At 65.8% G+C, this 20600-nt stretch carries 16 protein-coding genes; 5 read left to right on the top strand and 11 right to left on the bottom strand.

The features are described 5' to 3' along the window. Positions 1 to 29: 29 nt before the first annotated feature. From ASPHE3_RS08870 to ASPHE3_RS08855, 4 genes are all read right to left on the bottom strand, one after another. Positions 30 to 410: a GntR family transcriptional regulator gene (locus ASPHE3_RS08870; RefSeq protein ID WP_041652045.1), complete on the bottom strand. Its 381-nt coding sequence runs from the start codon at positions 408 to 410 to the stop codon at positions 30 to 32. Then, on the bottom strand, positions 407 to 2128 hold the full coding sequence (locus ASPHE3_RS08865; RefSeq protein WP_013600884.1) for an ABC transporter ATP-binding protein: 1722 nt from the start codon (positions 2126 to 2128) through the stop codon (positions 407 to 409). The genes ASPHE3_RS08870 and ASPHE3_RS08865 overlap by 4 nt, the downstream gene beginning before the upstream one ends. Positions 2129 to 2217: 89 nt before the next feature. Beyond that, positions 2218 to 3984 carry an ABC transporter ATP-binding protein gene (locus ASPHE3_RS08860; RefSeq protein ID WP_013600883.1) on the bottom strand — a complete coding sequence of 589 codons (1767 nt, stop codon included), beginning with the start codon at positions 3982 to 3984 and terminating at the stop codon, positions 2218 to 2220. 149 nt (positions 3985 to 4133) lie between these two features. Continuing rightward, positions 4134 to 4913 (bottom strand): trans-aconitate 2-methyltransferase, encoded by a 780-nt coding sequence (locus ASPHE3_RS08855; RefSeq protein WP_013600882.1) that lies wholly within the window; start codon positions 4911 to 4913, stop codon positions 4134 to 4136. 96 nt (positions 4914 to 5009) lie between these two features. Here ASPHE3_RS08855 and ASPHE3_RS08850 point away from each other — a divergent pair, with 96 nt between their 5' ends. The 3 genes from ASPHE3_RS08850 to ASPHE3_RS08840 are packed head-to-tail and all read left to right on the top strand — an operon-like array spanning position 5010 to position 9427. After that, on the top strand, positions 5010 to 7553 hold the full coding sequence (locus ASPHE3_RS08850; RefSeq protein WP_013600881.1) for a DEAD/DEAH box helicase: 2544 nt from the start codon (positions 5010 to 5012) through the stop codon (positions 7551 to 7553). 31 nt (positions 7554 to 7584) lie between these two features. Then, a complete protein-coding gene (locus ASPHE3_RS08845; RefSeq protein ID WP_013600880.1) occupies positions 7585 to 8085 on the top strand; it encodes a GNAT family N-acetyltransferase in 501 nt (166 codons plus the stop codon). After that, a complete protein-coding gene (locus ASPHE3_RS08840; RefSeq protein ID WP_049786053.1) occupies positions 8078 to 9427 on the top strand; it encodes an alpha/beta fold hydrolase in 1350 nt (449 codons plus the stop codon). The genes ASPHE3_RS08845 and ASPHE3_RS08840 overlap by 8 nt, the downstream gene beginning before the upstream one ends. On the opposite strand, the gene ASPHE3_RS08835 is transcribed toward ASPHE3_RS08840, so the two are convergent. From ASPHE3_RS08835 to ASPHE3_RS08815, 5 genes are all read right to left on the bottom strand, one after another. Beyond that, positions 9413 to 10825: an MFS transporter gene (locus ASPHE3_RS08835; protein WP_013600878.1), complete on the bottom strand. Its 1413-nt coding sequence runs from the start codon at positions 10823 to 10825 to the stop codon at positions 9413 to 9415. The two genes, ASPHE3_RS08840 and ASPHE3_RS08835, sit on opposite strands and share 15 nt — an antisense overlap. Before the next feature lie 107 nt (positions 10826 to 10932). Then, positions 10933 to 11961 carry a TerC family protein gene (locus ASPHE3_RS08830; RefSeq protein ID WP_013600877.1) on the bottom strand — a complete coding sequence of 343 codons (1029 nt, stop codon included), beginning with the start codon at positions 11959 to 11961 and terminating at the stop codon, positions 10933 to 10935. A 204-nt stretch (positions 11962 to 12165) separates the two neighbouring features. Then, positions 12166 to 14262: an excinuclease ABC subunit UvrB gene (gene uvrB / locus ASPHE3_RS08825; protein ID WP_013600876.1), complete on the bottom strand. Its 2097-nt coding sequence runs from the start codon at positions 14260 to 14262 to the stop codon at positions 12166 to 12168. 78 nt (positions 14263 to 14340) lie between these two features. Further along, entirely contained in the window at positions 14341 to 15555 is a 1215-nt protein-coding gene (coaE, locus tag ASPHE3_RS08820; protein WP_013600875.1) for a dephospho-CoA kinase, read from the bottom strand. A gap of 49 nt (positions 15556 to 15604) precedes the next feature. Beyond that, the gene (locus ASPHE3_RS08815) at positions 15605 to 16024 is read right to left on the bottom strand and encodes a cupin domain-containing protein (protein WP_013600874.1); all 420 of its coding nucleotides are present in this window, start codon (positions 16022 to 16024) and stop codon (positions 15605 to 15607) included. Between the two features lie 166 nt (positions 16025 to 16190). On the opposite strand from ASPHE3_RS08815, the gene ASPHE3_RS08810 reads away from it, so the two are divergent. Together ASPHE3_RS08810 and ASPHE3_RS08805 are read left to right on the top strand one after the other, a co-directional pair. Further along, a complete protein-coding gene (locus ASPHE3_RS08810) occupies positions 16191 to 16880 on the top strand; it encodes an IMPACT family protein (RefSeq protein WP_013600873.1) in 690 nt (229 codons plus the stop codon). After that, a complete protein-coding gene (locus ASPHE3_RS08805) occupies positions 16864 to 17367 on the top strand; it encodes a GNAT family N-acetyltransferase (protein ID WP_041652042.1) in 504 nt (167 codons plus the stop codon). The genes ASPHE3_RS08810 and ASPHE3_RS08805 overlap by 17 nt, the downstream gene beginning before the upstream one ends. A 208-nt stretch (positions 17368 to 17575) precedes the next feature. Here ASPHE3_RS08805 and rpsA read toward each other — a convergent pair whose 3' ends face one another. Both rpsA and ASPHE3_RS08795 read right to left on the bottom strand, forming a co-directional pair. Next, positions 17576 to 19054: a 30S ribosomal protein S1 gene (rpsA, locus tag ASPHE3_RS08800; protein WP_013600871.1), complete on the bottom strand. Its 1479-nt coding sequence runs from the start codon at positions 19052 to 19054 to the stop codon at positions 17576 to 17578. 227 nt (positions 19055 to 19281) lie between these two features. Further along, positions 19282 to 20571 (bottom strand): GNAT family N-acetyltransferase, encoded by a 1290-nt coding sequence (locus tag ASPHE3_RS08795; RefSeq protein ID WP_013600870.1) that lies wholly within the window; start codon positions 20569 to 20571, stop codon positions 19282 to 19284. Positions 20572 to 20600: the final 29 nt, after the last annotated feature.

The raw sequence follows: 20600 nt of genomic DNA, 5'->3' as shown, positions 1-20600 counted from the left end.
AACTTCTTCGAACCTGCACGGTTCCGCCCTCAGGGAACATCGTAGGCAGCAGCGAGCAGCTTGACTGCCTCCGCGAAGGAGGCGCCCTGCGCCTTGGCCTCTGCGGCATACGCGGCGGCAGCTGCTGAGAGCCCGCCGAGACGTTCATCACGCGCGCAGACCACCGTGCCATTCCTGCCCCGAGTGGCCACGATGCCGGCAGCCTCCAGCTCCTTGTAGGCCCGGGCCACTGTGTGCGGAGCGACGTCAAGGTGTTCGGCCAGCGCCCTGACGGCGGGCAGCCGGGTTCCCGGCACCAGCGCTCCATTGTCCACGAGGTGGATCACCTGCAGGCGAAGCTGCTCGAACAGCGGCACTGAGCTCGCGGAGTTCGGCTTCCAGTTCCCGGGCAAGGCGGAGGCGGGGCTCAAAGGCCCGCCTCAAGCGCGTCGGCCTGGCCGGTGCGGGCGGAGAACTGGGCGTTGTGGAGCCGCGCGTAATAACCGTTGGCGGCCAGGAGGCTGTGGTGCGTGCCCTGCTCGACGATGCGTCCGTGGTCCATGACCAGAATTAGATCAGCGTTCCGGACCGTGGACAAACGGTGGGCGATGACAAAGCTGGTGCGGCCCTGCCTCAATTGCTGCATGGCCTGCCGGATCAGCAGCTCCGTCCTCGAATCCACCGAACTGGTGGCCTCGTCCAGGACCAGGACTGCCCTGCCCGCGAGTTGCGCCCTGGCTATGGTCAGAAGCTGCCGCTGGCCCTGGCTCAGCGGTTCCCCGCCATTCTCCAGCACGGTGTCGTAACCCGCGGGCAGCGCCCTGACGAACCGGTCCACGTGGCTGGCCTCGGCGGCCGCGACAATGCACGGTTCCGTGGCCCCCGGCCTACCGTATGCGATGTTTTCCCTGATGGTGCCGGCGAACAGCCACGATTCCTGCAGCACCACCCCGAGCTGCTGCCGGAGGAGATCCCGCGGAATGGCCGCGATGTCTGTGCCGCCCATGGTGATGCGCCCGGATCCCGGCTCGTAAAAACGCATCAGGAGGTTCACCACCGTGGTCTTTCCGGCGCCCGTGTGGCCCACGATGGCCACAGTCTGCCCCGGCTCCACCGCGAAAGAGAGGTTGCGTACGGCGGGGGCCGATTCGGGATAGCCGAACGTGACGTCCTCGAACACAATCCGCCCGCCAGGTGGAACCGCACCCGGTGCCGGCACGGGTTCGGCAGGATCCACCTCGGTATCGAGGAGGGCAAAGACCCGCGCCGCGGAGGCCGCACAGGACTGGATGAGGTTGAGCATCCCCCCGATCTGCCCCACGGGCTGCGAGAACAACCTGCTGAACTGCACAAACGCCTGTATTCCCCCGATGGTCATGGCGCCGGCAATCACCTGGAGGGCACCTACCACCGCCACGGCGATGTAGTTGAGGTTGGACATCAGCACCATGAGGGGCTGCACCACCCCTGCCGAATACTGGGCCTTTGTGGCTGCCCGCGCCAGGCGGTCATTGCTGCGGGCAAAGATCTCAGCCGCCTTGGCCTGGTGCCCGAAGGCCTTGATGACCTCGTGCCCGGTAACAAACTCCTCCACGTGCGCATTCAGCTCGCCGGTCTCGGTCCACTGCCTGGCGAAATGGGCCTGGGAACGGCGGGCAACCACCACCGTCAGCAGTGTGGACAGCGGAACGCTGGCAATCGCAATCACGGCAAGCAGCGGCGAGATCCAGAGCATCATGGCCAGCGATCCGCACAGCATCAGGAACGACATGATCAGCTGTGTCAGGAGCTGGTTCAAAGCCTGGGCGATGTTGTCGATGTCATTAGTTGCGCGGCTCAGGACATCTCCGCGTGAACGCTCCTGGAAGTAAGTGGAAGGGAGCCGGTGCAACTTATCCTCCAGCGATGCCCGCAGCCTGTACATCAGTCCCTGGACGGAGCGGGCTGTCAGCGCCCCCTGGATCCAGTTGAACAGCGAGGCAAGGACGTACATCAGGGTTACGGCCGCGAGCAGGCGGCCAAACCGCCCGGCGTCCAGGGCTCCTTGCAGCACACCGTCCACCACCACGTCGGTGGCGTCTCCGAGATACTTCGGCGCGGCAACGTTGAGCCCGGCAAAGGCACAGGTAGCGGCGATGGCACCCAGCATAAAGCGCCTGAAGGGACGCAGCAGCCCGAGGAGCCGTCCCGCCGTCGGCCAGAATGTTCCGGGCGCCGCCGGTGCAGCGGGGGGCGGCGTCACAAGGGACCGTCCAGAGCCAGCTGCGAGTCGGCAATTTCCCGGTAGGTGGGCGACGTTTCCAGCAGCTCGCTGTGGGTCCCCTGTGCCACCAGCCGGCCGCCGTCCAGCACCAGGATGAGATCGGCGCTTTCGACGGCGGAAATCCGCTCCGCCACCACAATCACCGTTGCAGGGGCGAGCTCCGCCGCCAAGGCCTGCCTCAGCCTGGTATCAGTGTCGTAGTCCAGGGCCGAAAAGCTGTCGTCAAAAAGGTAGAGGGGGCTCTTCCGCAGCAGGGCGCGGGCGATGCACAGCCGCTGCCGCTGCCCGCCGGACAGGTTCGTCCCGCCCTGGCCAAGAGGAGTGTCCAGGCCCAAGGGCAATTCGCGCATGAACCGCATGGTCTGCGCTGTTTCAAGTGCAGCCCACAACTGTTCGTCCGGGGCGTCCGGGACTGCCAGCCGGAGATTGTCGCCGATGGTTCCCGAAAACAGGTGTGAGTGCTGCGGAACGATCGACATGGCGCCCCGCAGGGCATCCAGCGGCAGGTCCCTGATGTCCACCCCATCAAGGCGGATGGTCCCGGCCGTGGAATCGAGGAAACGCGGAATCAGGTTGAGCAACGTTGATTTTCCGCTGCCCGTGGATCCCACAATTGCTGTGGTGGTGCCGGGTCCGGCCGTGAAGCTGATGTCCGCCAGGACTGGCGCCTCGGCGCCAGGATAGGAAAAACCCACCCTGCTGAACTGGAGGGTCCCCCGGCCCGGTCCCGGTTCCTCGTTCCACACGGTCCTTCCGGGCATCGCCGGCCTGGTTCCATCCGGGTCCCGCACGGAAGGTTCGGTGCTGAGCACGGCGCCGATCCGCTCGGCACAGACTGCCGCCCGGGGCGCGGTCATGAGCACATACATGGCCATCATGATGGCGAGCAGGATCTGCAGGATGTAGGCGATGAAGGCGGCCAGCGCGCCGATATCCATTACGCCCGCCTGGATCCGGTGCCCGCCGAACCAGACGACGGCAACCGAGGAGATGTTGACCACAAGCATGATCAGCGGCAGCATGCCTGCCACCAGCAGGGCCGACTGGAGGTTGTTGGCCGTGAGGCTGCTGTTGGTGCGTGCAAACCGCCGGACTTCATGGTCCTGGCGGACAAAGGCACGGATGACGTTGGCACCGATGATCTGCTCGCGCAGGATCCCGCCGGCCCGGTCGAGCAGTTCCTGTCCCTCGCGGTAAAGCGGGATGAGGCGCCGAACAATGGCGACCATGATCAACAGAAGCAGTGGAACAATGACAATCACAACCGCTGACAGGGCGATGTCCTGCTGCACTGCCAGCACGATGCCGCCCAGCCCCATCGCCGGCCCCGCAACGAGCATGGTGAAGACGAGCACGGCAAACGCCTGGATCTGCTGGGTGTCGTTCGTGGCCCGCGTGGTCAGGCTCTGGGTTCCAAAGGCCGCCACTTCCTGCGAAGACAACGACTGGACCTTGGCGAAGATCTCCGCTCGAAGCTGATGGCCGATTTCCATCGCAACCAGCGCGGCAAGGTAGCCTGCCGCTATGGCCGCCGCCGCCTGGACCGCGGCTATTCCCGCCATGACGGCACCCAGGCGGGAGATGACCCCCGTGTTCCCGGCGACGATGCCGTCGTCGATAATGGCCGCATTCAAAGTGGGCAGCATGAGGGTGGCGGCAGCCTGCAACAACTGGAGAACAACGATGGCGGACACCTGGGCCTTGTGAGCCCCGAGAAGCCGCCTCAGCAATCCGATCAGCAACGTACCTCCGTTAGGTCTGTCAGCCGATGGGGCAGCCGGCGGTAGCCTCTCCCCCATCAGCCACCCCGCCATTGTAAGCCAGATCACTTTCTGCCGCTGTCACATCCTGTGACAGGACTGTTGAGAACCTCCAGCGACTGATGCGGCGCTTAGCCCCGCTTCCGTCCCACGGCAAAAACCCTCCGGAAGGGATAGACCGTGCCATGCCCGGTCTGCGGGTACGCCGTCCGCAGGGCCTCCGCATACTCCGCCTCAAAGTCGGCGGCGTCTTCTGCTGACAACACTGCCAGGGCCGGCCGGAGCGCCGTACCGCGGGCCCATTCCAGGACGGCATCCGGGCCGGGCAGCACCTGCTGGTAGGTGGTTTCCCAGGCATCAGCCCAGTACCCCGCGTCGAGCAGGATATGAAGGTAGTCAGCGGGGCCGCCAACCGACTCTCCGCCGCGAAGCACCGTCCCCAGCTTGGATTCCCACCTGGTCGAGGCCGCCAGTTCGCGCATCAGGGCATGCGACGGAGCATTGAAGTTGCCGGGCACCTGCAGGCCGAACCAGGCACCGGGACGGAGCGCGTCCAGCCACTGCCGCATCATGTCCAGATGGCCCGGCACCCACTGCAGCGCCGCGTTGCTCACCACCACATCGGTGTCCGGTGACGGCTTCCAATCGGCGATGTCCGCCAACTGGAAGCGCAGCGAGGGCTTGTCCGCCGCCTGCTCCCCCGCCTTGGCGAGCATCTCGGCCGAGGAATCAACACCCACCACTTCCGCATCCGGCCAGCGCTCCGCCAGGGTTGCGGTCAGGTTCCCGGGCCCGCAGCCCAGGTCCACGACCTGGGCCGGACGGTCCGCGCGGACCCTGCCGGTGAGGTCGAAAAACGGCCGGTCACGGTAGTCGCCGAACTGTATGTACTTTTCCGGATCCCATTTCATTGCACATCTCCACGTTCTGATGCGGTCACACGTACGGCGAAGCCTAACCCGGGCACGGCGGAAATCAGGACGCGGCAGGGCACTAAGCTGAAATCAATGAAACTCGTCGACCAGCTGACCGATCTGACCGCCCCCACCGCGCCTGCCGGCGTGGATCCCGACGACCTCTACATGCGCTTTGTTGAGTGGACGGAAAGCCGGGGGCTGGCCCTCTACCCGGCGCAGGACGAGGCCATCATGGAACTGGCCACCGGGGCCAACGTCATTCTGGCCACACCCACCGGATCCGGCAAGTCCCTTGTGGCCATCGCCGCACACTTCCAGGCCATGGCCCAGGGCAAGCGCAGCTACTACACGGCGCCAATCAAAGCGCTGGTGTCCGAGAAGTTCTTCGCCCTGTGCGACATCTTCGGCGCCGACAACGTGGGAATGATTACCGGTGACTCCGGCGTGAACCAGGACGCGCCGATCATCTGCTGCACGGCCGAAATCCTTGCCAACACGGCCCTCCGCGAAGGCTCAGCAGCAGAGCTCGGCAGCGTCATCATGGATGAATTCCACTTCTACTCCGACCCGCAGCGCGGCTGGGCGTGGCAGGTTCCGCTGCTGGAGCTCCCGCAGGCACAATTCCTCCTGATGTCCGCCACCCTCGGCGACGTGACCCGGTTCGAGGAGGGCCTGACCACGCTGACCGGACGGCCCACCACCACGGTGAGCTCGGCGGAGCGGCCCATTCCGCTGCATTACTACTACCACGAGACCCCTGTCCACGAGACCCTGGAGGAACTGCTCGCCACAAAACAGGTCCCGGTCTATGTGGTGCATTTCAGCCAGCTTGAAGCGATAGACCGCGCCCAGACCCTGATGAGCATCAACGTCTGCACCCGCGAAGAGAAGGACAGGATCGCGGAGCTGATCGCCAACTTCCGGTTCGCTGCCGGCTTCGGCAAGACACTGAACCGGCTGGTGCGCCACGGTATCGGCGTGCACCACGCGGGCATGCTGCCCAAGTACCGGCGGCTGGTTGAACAGCTCGCCCAGGCAGGGTTGCTCAAAGTCATCTGCGGCACCGACACGCTGGGGGTGGGAATCAACGTGCCCATCCGCACCGTGCTGCTCACCGCCCTGAGCAAGTACGACGGCGTCCGCACCCGCCTGCTGAACTCCCGCGAGTTCCACCAGATCGCCGGCAGGGCAGGCCGCGCCGGGTACGACACGGCCGGCACCGTGGTGGTGCAGGCGCCCGAACACGTGACCGAGAACGTCAAGGCCATGGCCAAAGCAGTGGCCAAATTCGGCGATGACCAGAAGAAGCTGCGCCAGGTGGTCAAAAAGAAGCCGCCGGAGGGGTTTGTTACCTGGGGCGAGCCCACGTTCAAGCGGCTCGTCGAATCGGTGCCTGACCCGCTGACTTCAAGCTTCACCGTGACGCATGCCATGCTGATGAACCTCATGGAGCGCCCGGGCGACCCGTTCGCGGCCGCCCGCCGCCTGCTGACCGAGAACCACGAGCCCAGGTCCTCCCAGCTGCAGCTCATGAAGAAGGCCCTCGGAATCTACCGGGAACTCCTGGCGGCCGAGGTTGTGGAGCGCATCCCGGCCGGCGAGCAGGGGCCCGACGGCCGGACTGTCCGGCTGACTGTCCACCTCCAGCCGAACTTCGCACTGAACCAGCCGCTGTCCCCCTTCGCACTCGCCGCACTTGAACTCCTGGACCCGGAGTCGGCGTCGTACGCGCTGGATGTGGTGTCAGTGATCGAGGCGACGCTGGAAAAACCGCGCCAGATCCTCTCCGCCCAGCAGAAGAAGGCCCGCGGCGAAGCCGTGGCAGCCATGAAGGCGGACGGCATCGACTACGACCAGCGGATGGCCATGCTGGACGATGTGACGTATCCGCAACCGCTGGCGGAGATCCTGGGCGAAGCCTTCGAGGTGTACCGGAAAGCCGCCCCGTGGGTGGGCGACTTCGAGCTGGCCCCCAAGTCCGTGGTCCGGGACATGTACGAACGCGCCATGAACTTCGGCGAATTCGTCCAGTTCTACGGGCTGGCCCGGTCCGAGGGGATTGTCCTTCGCTACCTGGCCGACGCCTTCAAGGCCCTGCGCCAGACCGTGCCGCAGGACATGCTGCGCGAAGACCTGGAGGACCTGGTTGCCTGGCTCGGCGAGCTGGTCCGGCAGGTGGACTCCAGCCTCCTGGACGAATGGGAGGAACTGGCGTCAGGCCTGGCACCTACGCCGCACGACGCACCACCGCCGCCCCCGCCGTCGCTGACCTCGAACATCCGGGCCTTCCGCGTGATGGTGCGCAACGAGATGTTCCGCCGCGTGGAACTCTTCGCCGACGAGGACGCGGTGGCCCTGGGGGAACTCGACGGTGCAGCCGGCTGGAACGCCGAACGCTGGGAAGACGCCCTGGACGACTATTTCGACGAACACGATGACATCGGAACCGGGCCGGACGCCCGGGGCCCGGCGCTGCTCATCATCACGGAGGAAAAGGACCGGTGGAAGGTCAGGCAGATTTTCGAGGACCCTGCCGGCAACCACGACTGGGGCATCTCCGCGGACGTGGACCTGGCGGCATCGGACGAGACCGGAACGGCCGTGATCAGGGTGACGGAGGTCAACCGGCTCTGATCACTGCGGGTACCGGCGGTAAGCTCGAACAATGAGTGTAATCCGCCCCGCAGCTCCCCACGATGTCCCCGCAATCCTTCGGATGATCCACGAACTGGCGCACTACGAGAAGGAGCCGGACGCTGTCCGGAACACCCCCGAAATGCTGCAGCAGGTGCTGTTCGGCGAGAACGCCCGGGTGTTCGCCGCCATGGCCGAAAACGAGGCGGGCGAAGTACAGGGATTTGCGCTGTGGTTCCTGAACTATTCCACATGGGAAGGCGTGCACGGCATCTACCTCGAAGACCTGTATGTCAGCCCGGAGGCCCGCGGCGAAGGACACGGCAAGGCCCTGCTCCAGCATCTGGCCGCCCTTGCCGTGGAGAACGGCTATGCCAGGGTGGAATGGAGTGTCCTCGATTGGAACGAGCCGTCCATCAACTTCTACCGGAGCCTTGGCGCGCGGCCTATGGACGGCTGGTCAACCTTCCGGCTCACCGGCGAGGCCCTCGAACAGTTCGGCAACGCCGTTCCTGCGGCCGCCCATGGCTAGGGCAGGAACGGCCGCCCCGGCAGGGCCAGGCGTCCAGGCACAGCATGAGGTGCGCGCACGGCACGAGTTCCGGGGCATGCGTACCGTGGAGCACTTCTTCAGGGTGCCGCTTGACCACTCGGCGCCCTCCAGCGAGGCCATCACGGTCTTCGCCCGCGAATACGTCTCGGCGGCGCACAGCGAGGAAAAGGCGGCACAGCTTCCCTGGCTGCTGTTCCTCCAGGGCGGGCCGGGCGGTCGCGGCAACAGGTTAGGGTCACTGGGCGGCTGGAGCAAAGCCGCGGCCAAGGATTTCCGGATCCTCATGCTGGACCAGCGGGGCACCGGGCTGTCCTCACCCATCGACCGCAACAGCCTTCCCCTGCGCGGCCGGGCGGCGGAACAGGCGGCGTATCTGGAACACTTCCGTGCGGATTCCATCGTGGCCGACGCTGAACTGATCCGGGAGGCGCTTGGCTCGGGGCCCTGGACCATTTATGGCCAGAGCTACGGCGGCTTCTGCGCCCTGACCTATCTCTCGTTTGCGCCGGAGGGGCTGCGCGAGGTCCTGGTGACCGGTGGCCTGGCGCCCCTGGCGGGTCCGGCCGACGACGTCTACCGCGCCACGTTCCAGCGCGTGGCGGCCCGGAACGCGGAGTACTTCTCCTGGTACCCGGAGGACCGCACCACGGTGGAGAGAATCGCCCGCCACCTGAGGAGCACCCCGGAGTTCCTGCCCGACGGAAGCCCGCTCACCGTTGAACGCTTCCAGATGGTGGGTGCCTTCCTGGGCGGCAACACGCGTGTCGACAGCCTGCACTACCTGCTGGAGGACGCCTTCACGGAGACCCAGGAGGGCAGGGCGCTCTCCGACACGTTCCTGGACCAAGTGCAAGGCATCGTCTCGCGCCGTTCAAACCCGCTCTACGCCCTGATGCACGAATCCATCTACGGGCAGGGAGAGGCCACGGGCTGGTCGGCTTGGCGGGTCCTGGCGGAATATCCCGAATTCCGGCCGGACGCTGAACCCCTGCTGCTGACCGGGGAGATGGTCTACCCGTGGTACTTCGAGCAGGACCCGGCGCTCCGGCCCCTCCGGGAGGTGGCCGACCTGGTGGCCGCGAAACCGGACTGGAAGCAGCTCTACGATATGCGGCAGCTGGCAGCCAACACAGTTCCGGTGGCAGCGGCCGTCTACTCGGACGACATCTACGTGGACCGGAAACTGTCCCTGGAGACCGCGTCCGCCGTTCAAGGGCTGCAGGTCTGGGAGACGGCGGATTTCCATCACGACGGGATTGCCGACGACGGGGAAGGAATCTTCGCCCGGCTGCTCGACATGGTCCGCTCAGGCGGGCGCTGACTGGCGCCGGCCCGCCACCACGGTCAGGAAGGCCGCGGCCAGTACCGTTGCGCCCACAACGCCGCCGAGCAGGTTCAGCCCCAGGTACCCGATCCAGCTGAGCACCAGCCCGGAGACGGCCCCGCCCACGGCACCGGCAGCGCCCATCAGCATGTCCGAAACCCCCTGCACCACCACGCGCGCGTCCTGCCCCACGCTTTCGGCCAGCAGGGTGGAGCCGGAGACGGTAGCGGCGGACCAGCCCATGCCCAGCAGGACCAGACCAGTTGCCACAGCTGCCGTTGATGACTGGCCGAAGCCGGCCACCGCCACGGCAGCAATCAGGAGGGTGAAGCCGATCATGATCGTCTGGGCCCTGCCCGCCTTGTCAGTCAGCCAGCCCATCACCGGTGACAAGGCAAACATCCCGGCAATGTGCAGCGAGATGGTAAACCCGATGATCACCAGCACGTCGCCGGAAGCGGTATGGCCCGCGTGGCCGGCGCCCGGGCCCTCCACCAGCTCCTGCAAGTGCAGGGGCGTCATGGACATCACGCCGACCATTACCGCATGGGCGCCCACGACGGCGGCCACGGCAAGGAGCGCTGTCCGCGAACCACGGATGGCGCGCAGCCCGCGGACCAGCGATCCGCCGTCGCGCTTTGCCTCTCCCCCGGCCATGGCCGGGGCGGCGGGAGGAGCCTGTCCGGTGGCCGCTGCCTGGCCGACGCTTTGCCCTTCCACCCCCGCGCGCTGCAGTCGGCTTTGGCCGGCATCCCTGGCCGCGAGTTGCCTGGCCAGCAGCAGCGGGTCCGGCCGAAGCCCGGCGAAAAGCAGCACGGTGGCCACCAGCAGGCCGGCACCCGAAATGACGAACGGCCCGGCAACAGGCGGGAGCCCCAGCGCCTCGCCCACCGCTGTGCCGGGCTGGATCAGGTTCGGTCCCGCGACGGCACCCACGGTGACCGCCCACACCACGGTGGACAGGGCCCTGCCGCGGTGCTCCGTGTCTGCGAGGTCGACGGCGGCGAAGCGGGCCTGCAGGCTCGCTGCACTGCCGACGCCAATGCCGGCTGCCCCGAGCACCAGCAGGATGAAGAGGCCCGATACCACTGCGAGAACCATCAGGACAGCGCCTGCCAGCGCGGCGGACAGTCCCACGACCTGCCCCACCCGCCGTCCCCGGCGGTCGGCGAGGGACGCAAGCGGCAACGCTGCCAGTGCGGCGCCGAGGGTCATCAGCGTGGCAACGGCGCCAGCCCAGGCAGTGGAACCTGACAGCTCCACGGCCAGGATGGAGCCGATGGAGACCGTGGCCCCGGTGCCGATACCGCCAAAAACCTGGGCTGCCGCCAGCAGCGCCACGGTGCGCCGCTGCACGTGGCGCACCTCTTGCTCGGACATCAGGGTGAGGGCCATGCTCCGAGCATAGCCCCGTGGGGGCACCGGCCACAGTGCCAATTAAGCCGGAAAATCCCGGCCGCGGGGCGGCCGGGATTTGTCCTGGAGCAGTTGCCGAAGGGCTGCTAGTCGACGTCGCTGTGGCTCTTGCGAATGTCTTCCTCGAGCCTCGGATCGAGATGCGCTTCCTTGGCCTTGGAGCTGATCAGGCTGGCGACGACGGCAATGATGATGGTGCCGACGATGACGGCGAGGGACACGAACGTGGGGATCTCGGGAGCCCATTCGATGTGCTGTCCACCGTTGATGAACGGCAGCTCGTTCACGTGCATGGCGTGCAGGACCAGCTTGACGCCGATGAACGCCAGGATGAAGGACAGCGCGTGCTTCAGGTAGATCAGGCGGTTCATGAGGCCACCCAGCAGGAAGTACAGCTGGCGCAGGCCCATCAGGGCGAACAGGTTGGCCGTGAACACGATGAACGGGCTCTGGGTGAGGCCGAAGATCGCGGGGATGGAGTCGACGGCGAAGAGCAGGTCGGTGAGGCCGATGGTGATGAACACGATCAGCATCGGGGTGAAGACCTTCTTGCCGTTGACCGTGGTGCGCAGCTTGCCGCCGTCGAACTTCTCCGACATGGGGATGACCTTGCGGATCTTGGCGATAAGCGGGTTCTCGCGGTCTTCTTCGTCTTCGCCCTCGTCCTGGGCCTGCTTCCAGGCGGTCCACAGCAGGAACGCGCCGAAGATGTAGAACACCCAGCTGAACTGTTCAATCACGATGGCGCCCAGCAGGATGAAGATGCCGCGGAGGATCAGCGCGATGATGATGCCCACCATCAGCACTTCCTGCTGGTACTTCCGGGGCACCGAGAAGCGGGCCATGATGATGATGAAGACGAACAGGTTGTCGATGCTGAGGCTGTACTCCGTCACCCAGCCGGCGACGAACTGGCCGCCGTACTCGGGGCCGGTGAAGGCAAACATGGCACCGGCGAACAACAGGGCAAGGCTGACATAGAACGCTACCCAGAGGCCGGCTTCCTTCATGGAAGGTTCGTGGGGCCGGCGGACCACCAGGAGAAGGTCGATCAGGAGAATCAGGCCGAGGACGACAAAAGAGCCGACCTCGAACCACACGGGCAATTCGAGCACAGGGTAGCCTTTCGCAGGGTACAGAGATGCGGTGTAAGTCTCTCCGGCCTGCCTGCGCACTTGGTGCTGGATTCGGCGGCCCGCTACGCCCGGCGGGGCAACCATGCCCTGCGTGTTGACGATCGTAGCGCTCGGGATACTCCCCTACGTGACCTTAACTCTACCCCAGCCCGATGGTTGCCCTGTCCGCTGTTGACGTTTGTGTCAGGCGTGCCCGGCGGCCTGCATCTGCCGCAGTTCCTTCTTGAGCTCGCTGACTTCGTCCCGGATCCGGGCTGCCACCTCGAACTGCAGCTCTGCCGCGGCCCCGTGCATCTGTTCGGTGAGCTGTTCGATCAGCCCCACCAAATCCTCCGCGGGCGCCGCTGCCAGGCCGTCCGACCGGACCTGCGCGGCCCCCTTCGCGGCGGCCTTCCGCTTGCCGCCCTTGGCCAGCCGGTTGTTGTTCAGCAGTTCCTGCGTGTCGGCATCTTCGCGGGCCAGCTGGTCGGTGATGTCCGCGATCTTCTTCCGAAGCGGCTGCGGGTCAACGCCGTGTTCCTTGTTGTACGCCACCTGGATGGCGCGGCGCCGGTTGGTCTCATCGATGGCGTTCGCCATGGAATCGGTAATCCGGTCCGCATACATATGTACTTGGCCGGAAACGTTGCGCGCGGCGCGGCCGATGGTCTGGATCAGGGACGTGGACGAGCGCAGGAATCCTTCCTTGTCGGCGTCGAGAATGCTCACCAGGGAGACTTCCGGCAGGTCAAGGCCCTCACGCAGCAGGTTGATGCCCACCAGGACGTCGAAGCTGCCCATCCGCAGTTCGCGCAGCAGCTCCACGCGCCGGAGCGTGTCGACGTCGGAGTGCAGGTACTCCACCTTGATGCCGTGGCCCAGGAGGTAGTCGGTGAGGTCTTCGGCCATGCGCTTGGTGAGCGTGGTGACCAGGACCCGCTCGTCCTTTTCCACCCGGGTCCTGATTTCGCCGAGGAGGTCGTCGATCTGGCCCTTGGTGGGCTTGACGATGACCTCGGGGTCGATCAGGCCGGTGGGGCGGATGATCTGCTGCACGAAGCCGTCCGCTTTGCCGAGCTCGTATTTGCCCGGGGTGGCGGACAGGTAGACCGTCTGGCCGATCCGCTCCAGGAATTCGTCCCACTTCAGCGGGCGGTTGTCCATGGCGGAGGGCAGGCGGAAGCCGTGGTCCACCAGGGTCCGCTTCCGGGACATGTCGCCTTCGTACATGGCCCCGATCTGCGGGATGGTCACGTGGGATTCGTCCACCACGAGCAGGAAGTCGTCCGGGAAGTAGTCCAGGAGGCAGTGCGGGGCCGTGCCGCCCGCCCGGCCGTCGATATGCCGGGAGTAGTTTTCGATGCCGTTGCAGAAACCCATCTGCTGCATCATTTCGAGGTCGTACGTGGTGCGCATGCGCAGGCGCTGCGCCTCGACGAGTTTGTTCTGCCCTTCAAGGACGGCGAGCCGGTCCGCGAGTTCGTCCTCGATGGACTTGATGGCCCGGCCCATGCGTTCGGGTCCGGCCACGTAGTGCGAGGCAGGAAACACATACATTTCGGTTTCCTCGCGGATGACCTCACCTGTGACAGGGTGCAGGGTGTAGATGTTCTCCACCTCATCCCCGAAGAACTCGATCCGCAACGCGAGTTCCTCATACATGGGAATGATCTCCACAGTGTCGCCGCGGACCCGGAAGGTGCCCCGGTGGAAGTCCATGTCGTTGCGGGCGTACTGCATGGAGACGAATTTCCGGAGCAGTGCGTCCCGGTTCATTTCCTGGCCCTTGCGGAGGGTGACCATGCCGGCGATGTATTCCTCGGGGGTGCCCAGGCCATAGATGCAGGAGACCGTGGCCACCACGATGACGTCGCGGCGGGTGAGCAGGGCGTTCGTGGCAGAGTGCCGCAGCCGCTCCACTTCCTCGTTGATGGAGGAGTCCTTCTCGATGAAGGTGTCCGTCTGCGGGACGTAGGCTTCCGGCTGGTAGTAGTCGTAATAGGAGACGAAGTATTCCACCGCATTGTTGGGCAGCAGCTCGCGGAATTCGTTGGCCAACTGCGCGGCAAGGGTCTTGTTCTGGACCATCACCAGCGTGGGCCGCTGCACCTGTTCAATCAGCCAGGCCGTGGTGGCGCTTTTGCCGGTACCGGTGGCGCCGAGCAACACTACGTCCTTCTCGCCGTTGTTGATGCGCTCTGTCAGTTCGGCAATGGCTGCGGGCTGGTCACCGGCGGGCTTGAATTCGCTGATGACCTCGAAGGGCGCTACAACACGGTTGATATCCTGCGCAAGGCTCATGGATCTAATCTACAACCGGGCACCGACACTGGGCGGCGGAGTCCGTTACGGGCGAACAAGCCTCCGCCCTTGGGAGCTTCAGGACCCGTACGACGGCGGCGCCCAGCCGGTTGCCTCAGCCCAGGCGGACATCCCCGGCCAGGCCACATCGCTGAACCAAGGCTCCTTGGCTTCGGCGTACGCCCGTGTGCCCGGAGAAGCGGCGAACCGCCCCGCCAGGTCTGCCTTGTGCTCCGCGTAAAGTTTGAGCGCCTGCGGATCGTCCCGGAGCCAGTCGCGGAACATCAACGCGTAGCGCCATCCGGGCGAGCCGGCCGCGCGGACGTGGACGTTCACCGCCCGGCCCGGGTCAGCGTTGGCGTGGAACCGCTTCAACCATTGGGTTGGATCAGGCGCGTTGGGCTTCGAGGTGTCGGCTTCGACTCCCCGTACCCCCGGAAAACCGGCAGCGGCGAGGAGCGGCGCGAGCCTTGCTGCGGCTTCAAGGTCCGGCACGGCAACCTGCAGGTCGATCACGTCCTTGGCGGGCAGCCCCGGCACGGAGGTGGAGCCGATGTGGTCTACCGCCAGGATGAGCCCGGGCGCCGCGGCCTTCAGCCGTGCCGCGATCCGGGCCGCCTGCTGCGGCCATTCCTCCCGGTGCGGCACCAGGACCGGACCCCCGGCCCGGTCCGCCCGGACCCCGTTAGCGATGTTCCGCGCGAAGGGCACCAGCCGGTTGTCCCAGAGCCGGTCGACCTGGTCCAGCAGGTGCTGCACGCTGCCGGAGTTGTCCAGGATCACGTCCGCCGCAGCAAGCCGTTCCTCCCGCGCCGCCTGCGCTGCCATCCGGGAGCGTGCCGCATCCTCGGTCATGCCCCGGTGTTCCAGCATCCGCTGGAGCCGCACATCGTCCGGGGCGTCCACCACCACAACCAGGTGGAAGCTGCTCCCCTGTCCCGTTTCCACCAGCAAGGGGGTGTCCTGTACCACCACGGCATCTTGTGCCGCAGCTTCCACGATTGCCGCCGCGCGCGACCGGACCAGTGGGTGGACGATCCCGTTCAGCACGGCAAGGCGGGCGGGATCTCCAAAGACCAGGGCGCCGAGCTTGGGCCTGTCCAGCCTTCCGTCGGCCCCGAGGACATCCTCGCCGAACTCCGCCACGATGCGGTGCAGGCCCTCGGTGCCCGGCTCTACCACTTCACGCGCCAGCGCATCGGCATCAACCAGGACGGCACCGCGGTCTTTCAGGCGTGAGGCAACCACTGATTTTCCTGAGGCGATGCCGCCCGTCAACCCGATCTTCAGCACTCCACCACAGTAGTCCCCACGTTCCACAGACCCCGGAAACCGGGCGCCGTCACGTGGACATGTCCCGCGGCGGCAGGTCGATTCCACGCTCCCAGGCAAACTGCAGGACGTTCGGCATCATGACTTCCCTTTGCTGCCGCGCTTCTTCGGCGGGGGTGAAGGCAACAAATTCCGAGCCCTCGAAGACGATGGGTGTGTGGCCCGGCTCGATGACGAAGGCGTCACCGGCCTCGTAGATCTCCTCGGAACCGTCACTTTTCCTGATTCCAAACCTGCCCTTAAGCATGTAACCCATGTGATGGGACTGGCATTGGTCATTCGGCGCGCCTTTGAAGAACGCAGACTGGTCCATATCAACGAAGTTGCTCTCGAAGGTGACGCTCCAGCCGGCGGCCACCTCTTCGTACGCATCAACGAACCCCGGGTAGACCTGGTGGTCAGGTGCGGTGGCCCTGGATATTCTCGCCATGATTTACTCCTCGGTGCTTCCCTTTAGCCGGGCGGCGCCCGGGCGGACTGCGGAGCCCCAGCCGTCCGCCATTGCCCCATGCTAGGTGCCGGTACTCAACGGCGTCAGGGGCCAAGGTCCCAGGGAAATTGGCCTTGGGGAGCCGTCCCGACACTAGACTTGGCGGGTGAAAGAGGAAGACAGCAGGGCCACGGGCTACACCACCCTTGCGGCCGGGCCTGATTTCCGCCACGAGATCGAAATCAGGCGCTCGAGGTTCATTACCGTCCTGCGCCGTGCGGAAACCGAAGAAGCCGCCCGTGACCTGGTGGCCGGCCTGCGCCGCGAATTCCACGACGCACGGCACCTTTGCTCCGCCTTTATCATCGGTCCGGACCGGGACATCCAGCGTTCCAATGACGACGGCGAACCGTCCGGAACAGCAGGCATCCCGATGCTCGAGGCGTTGGCCAAGAGGGAAACGGCACCCGGGCTGGCCGACCTCAGCGACGTGAGCGCCGTTGTCGTGCGGTATTTCGGCGGCGTACTGCTGGGGGCCGGCGGACTGGTGCGGGCCTACTCGGAATCGGTCTCCTCCGCCCTGTCCCTGGTGCCGATGGTGCGCCGGAGCAGGCTGCGGATCTGTGCGGCCGAAGTCCCGCACGCTGCTGCCGGCCGGCTGGAGAACGACCTGAGGTCCGCAGGATACGTGATGGCCGAAACAAGCTACACCGCCCAGCAAACCGTCCTGCGGGTGGCCGTGCCGGACGAGGCCGCCGCCCTTGAAGCTGCCGCGGGACGCGTGCAGCTGCTCACAGCCGGGAACGCCGCCCTAACCATGGAAGGAACGGAGTGGGTGGATGTCCCGATTGCCTGAGGTATCCCTGGTGGACGTGGACGAGGAAGTGATGGACCAGCTCCTGGACCTTGCGAAGCGGGATGCGTCCCCGGATGAGGTTGCTCCCCCGCTCGGCGGGCCGGGCTGGAACCTGGAACGGACGGCATGGTTCTTCAGCTACCACCGCGCCGCTTCCGAAGGACTGGAGGGGGCGGCCGGCGAGAAGTCCTGGGGAATCCTTGCCGATGGCGTCCTTGCCGGGTCCATCCGGCTCAAGCGCGTCGGATCCGGCGGCGGCCGGGAGTCGGCGGAAACCGGCATCTGGCTCGGCCGGAGTTTCCGTTCACGCGGAATCGGCAGCGCGGCCCTGGGCCTCTTGCTGCATGAAGCACGCCGCGCCGGCCTTCGGAGGGTGACCGCGCGGACCCTGGCCGGCAACGTTGGGGCCCAACGCATCCTCGCCGGCGCCGGCGCCATCCTCACCCTCGACGACGACGGAACGGTCCGCGCCGTCGTCGTGCTTTAAAGCAACAGATCCGGTTGGCGAATTTGCGTATCTTTTACGACGCAGACTGCCTGCGGGGTGCGAAGCAGCAAGGCACCAGGCCACGTGGGCTGCCATAAGTTACGCATTCAGGTCACCGTGAGGGCCAACCTTTGTTAAAGCAACAGACCCCCTGCCTGGAGGCAGGGGGTCTGTCGTGTCAGCCCGGACAGGTCCGGACCAGTGGCAATTAGTTGCCGGTCAGCTTCTCGCGCAGTGCGGCGAGAGCCTCGTCGGATGCAAGCGTACCTGCACCGGCGTTGGACTCAGCAGCCGGCTCCGAGGAGTAGCTGGTAGTGCCGGAATCGCTGTCACCGGACGTTGCAGCTGCAGCGTCGTCGGCAGCGTGCTGGGCAACCTGCTTCTTGTGGGCTTCCCAGCGGGTCTGGGCGTCAGCGTACTGCTGCTCCCAGGCGGCGCGCTGGTTCTCGTAGCCTTCAAGCCACTCGTTGGACTCGGGATCGAAGCCCTCGGGGTACTTGTAGTTGCCCTCTTCGTCGTACTCTGCGGCCATGCCGTACAGAGCCGGATCGAATTCGGTGCTGTCGGCGTCGACGCCCTCGTTGGCCTGCTTGAGGGACAGCGAGATGCGGCGGCGTTCCAGGTCGATGTCGATGACCTTGACGAACAGTTCGTCGCCAACGGAGACAACCTGCTCGGCCAGCTCCACGTGGCGGACAGCCAGTTCGGAGATGTGGACCAGGCCTTCGATGCCGTCTTCGACGCGGACGAACGCACCGAACGGAACGAGCTTGGTGACCTTACCCGGAACAACCTGGCCGAGGGCGTGGGTGCGGGCGAAGGTCTGCCACGGGTCTTCCTGCGTAGCCTTGAGCGACAGGGAGACGCGCTCGCGGTCCAGGTCCACCTCGAGAACCTCGACGGTGACTTCCTGGCCAACTTCGACAACCTCGGACGGGTGGTCGATGTGCTTCCAGGACAGCTCGGAAACGTGAACCAGGCCGTCTACGCCGCCCAGGTCCACGAAGGCACCGAAGTTGACGATGGAGGAAACGACGCCGGGACGGACCTGGCCCTTTTCCAGCTTGTTGAGGAAGGTGGAGCGGACCTCGGACTGGGTCTGCTCGAGCCATGCACGGCGGGAGAGAACCACGTTGTTGCGGTTCTTGTCCAGCTCGATGATCTTGGCTTCGATCTGCTGGCCGATGTACGGAGCCAGGTCGCGCACACGGCGCATCTCGACGAGGGATGCGGGCAGGAAGCCGCGCAGGCCGATGTCGAGGATAAGACCACCCTTGACGACCTCGATGACGGTACCGGTGACAACACCGTCTTCTTCCTTGACCTTCTCGATGTCGCCCCAGGCACGCTCGTACTGAGCGCGCTTCTTGGAGAGGATCAGGCGGCCTTCTTTGTCTTCCTTGGTGAGCACCAGGGCTTCGACCTGATCGCCAACGGAGACAACGTCTCCGGGATCAACGTCGTGCTTGATGGACAGCTCACGGGAGGGGATGACACCTTCGGTCTTGTAACCGATGTCGAGCAGGACTTCATCGCGGTCGACCTTGACGACGGTACCTTCGACGAGGTCTCCGTCGTTGAAGTACTTGATGGTGGCGTCGACAGCTGCGAGGAAGTCCTCAGCGGTACCGATGTCGTTAATCGCGACTACGGGGGTACCGGGCTTCTCGGTGGAGGTGATGGTCATGTAGTAGGGGCTCCGTTGTGGATAGTTAGTTGGTCAGGCGACCACCACTTCCGGGTACTGACCTGGAGGCGGAGCGCGGCGGAATTGCCGGGTCATCCTGATTGCGCGGTGTTCACATGCAACCAAAACTGGGCACACCTAACACACGCCCGTTCATTCTAGTTGCTGGGCACAACACGGGTCAAAAGCACTCCGAAGGGGGCGCGGGTGCCTTGGACCGGGGCGCCCTAGAAGTGCGTGAGGCAGTGCGTTGCCCGCTCGACGGCGAACATCTGCCGGGCCGTGAGCGCTGAGCCTTCGGTGTGCTCGCGGATCCTGCCTGCCGCCGCCAGGGTCACCGGGCTGACCCCGCCCACATAGATGGAGGACAGGGCGGAGACGTCCAGGGCCAGGTCCGGCTTCGCGGTGTCCGGCAAGCGCTCGACGGCGGCCTTCCCGCCGTCTGCCGTCAGCGCGAACCTGCCGTCCGTGAAGCCGAGCGGGTCCAGGACGTCCAGGACCAGGCGCCCGTCCGAGGGATAGTTGCGGGCGGCCAGGGCAGCAGGGACGTCGAGGATCCGGAGCCAGAGCATGTCACGGCTGTCGGAGGAATCGATGCAGCGCGGATCGTCCAGGGCCCAGGCCAGCGGGTCGTCCAGCGGTGCTTCCGTCCAGGAGACGCGTTCCACGAGGTCGATAGCGCCCAGGAACTGCCAGAGTTCGAGGTAGGCGTCGTTGCTGCCCGCCAGCAGGTCCACTACTTCAACCGTGAAGGGCTCGGTGTCCCAGCCGAGGAACTTGTAGGAGACGTAGCCGTCCACCTCGCCGCCGGGGCCGTAGTGGAGCGCCACCTTGACGGCCGGATCTTCCTTTCCGTCCCGGCCCAGGGAACCCGAGGCCAGCTGCCGGTACCAGTCCTGCCGGCCGATGGAGCCTGGAGTCTGCCGGTGCACCTGGTCGAAGACGTCCGGGGCAAGCTGCAGCAGCGCCTTTGGGTCTGCCACTTCCACGCTGCCGGTTGGTTTGTGGTGCAGCCCGAAACGGGCGGTGGTGTCAACCTTGACGGTCCGTTCGAAGCTGGCCACGCCGTAGCCGAAGCGACCGTAGATGGTCCCCTCTGATGCGGTCAGCGCTGCCACCGCTACCCCATCGTCCTTGGCAAGCCGGAGATCCTCGGTCATCATCTGCCGCAGCAGGCCGCGCCGCCGGTGCGACGTGCGCACCGTCACCGAGGTGACCAGGTGGGCGTCCACGGTACGGCCGAAACCAACATTGAGGCTCTTGCGGAACGTTGCGAACGTTGCCACGGGCACCTCAGCGGGCAGGGCCGACGGCGCCACTGTCCCGGTCTGGTACACGCCGGTCAGGATCCGCCCGTCCGCCTCGTACGTCGCCAGGGCTTTTGCCACGTGGTCCGGGGTCCGGGTGGCCTCATGGAACCCGAAGGACACCGCCCGGCTCCAGGTTTCCGCTTCGGCGTAGCCGTCCTTGCCGGCCGACACGGCGCCAAAGCGCCGGATTTCGTAGTCCCCACTCATTTCAGCCACGCACTTGAGCCTAGCCAAGA

It is taken from the genome of Pseudarthrobacter phenanthrenivorans Sphe3 (genome assembly GCF_000189535.1).
Classification (GTDB): Bacteria; Actinomycetota; Actinomycetes; order Actinomycetales; family Micrococcaceae; genus Arthrobacter; species Arthrobacter phenanthrenivorans.
The sequence above is the reverse complement of the archived record's forward strand: the minus strand, read 5'-3'. Positions and strand labels throughout refer to the sequence as shown.

What these genes read in the sequence shown, in the direction of transcription:
- ASPHE3_RS08865 (WP_013600884.1), bottom strand. Translation starts at nt 2,128, where the DNA reads ATGCTGGGTGCCATCGCCGCTACCTGTGCCTTTGCCGGGCTCAACGTT.
- ASPHE3_RS08855 (WP_013600882.1), bottom strand. Translation starts at nt 4,913, where the DNA reads ATGAAATGGGATCCGGAAAAGTACATACAGTTCGGCGACTACCGTGAC.
- ASPHE3_RS08850 (WP_013600881.1), top strand. Translation starts at nt 5,010, where the DNA reads ATGAAACTCGTCGACCAGCTGACCGATCTGACCGCCCCCACCGCGCCT.
- ASPHE3_RS08845 (WP_013600880.1), top strand. Translation starts at nt 7,585, where the DNA reads ATGAGTGTAATCCGCCCCGCAGCTCCCCACGATGTCCCCGCAATCCTT.
- ASPHE3_RS08840 (WP_049786053.1), top strand. Translation starts at nt 8,078, where the DNA reads ATGGCTAGGGCAGGAACGGCCGCCCCGGCAGGGCCAGGCGTCCAGGCA.
- ASPHE3_RS08835 (WP_013600878.1), bottom strand. Translation starts at nt 10,825, where the DNA reads ATGGCCCTCACCCTGATGTCCGAGCAAGAGGTGCGCCACGTGCAGCGG.
- uvrB (WP_013600876.1), bottom strand. Translation starts at nt 14,262, where the DNA reads ATGAGCCTTGCGCAGGATATCAACCGTGTTGTAGCGCCCTTCGAGGTC.
- ASPHE3_RS08815 (WP_013600874.1), bottom strand. Translation starts at nt 16,024, where the DNA reads ATGGCGAGAATATCCAGGGCCACCGCACCTGACCACCAGGTCTACCCG.
- ASPHE3_RS08805 (WP_041652042.1), top strand. Translation starts at nt 16,864, where the DNA reads ATGTCCCGATTGCCTGAGGTATCCCTGGTGGACGTGGACGAGGAAGTG.
- rpsA (WP_013600871.1), bottom strand. Translation starts at nt 19,054, where the DNA reads ATGACCATCACCTCCACCGAGAAGCCCGGTACCCCCGTAGTCGCGATT.
- ASPHE3_RS08795 (WP_013600870.1), bottom strand. Translation starts at nt 20,571, where the DNA reads ATGAGTGGGGACTACGAAATCCGGCGCTTTGGCGCCGTGTCGGCCGGC.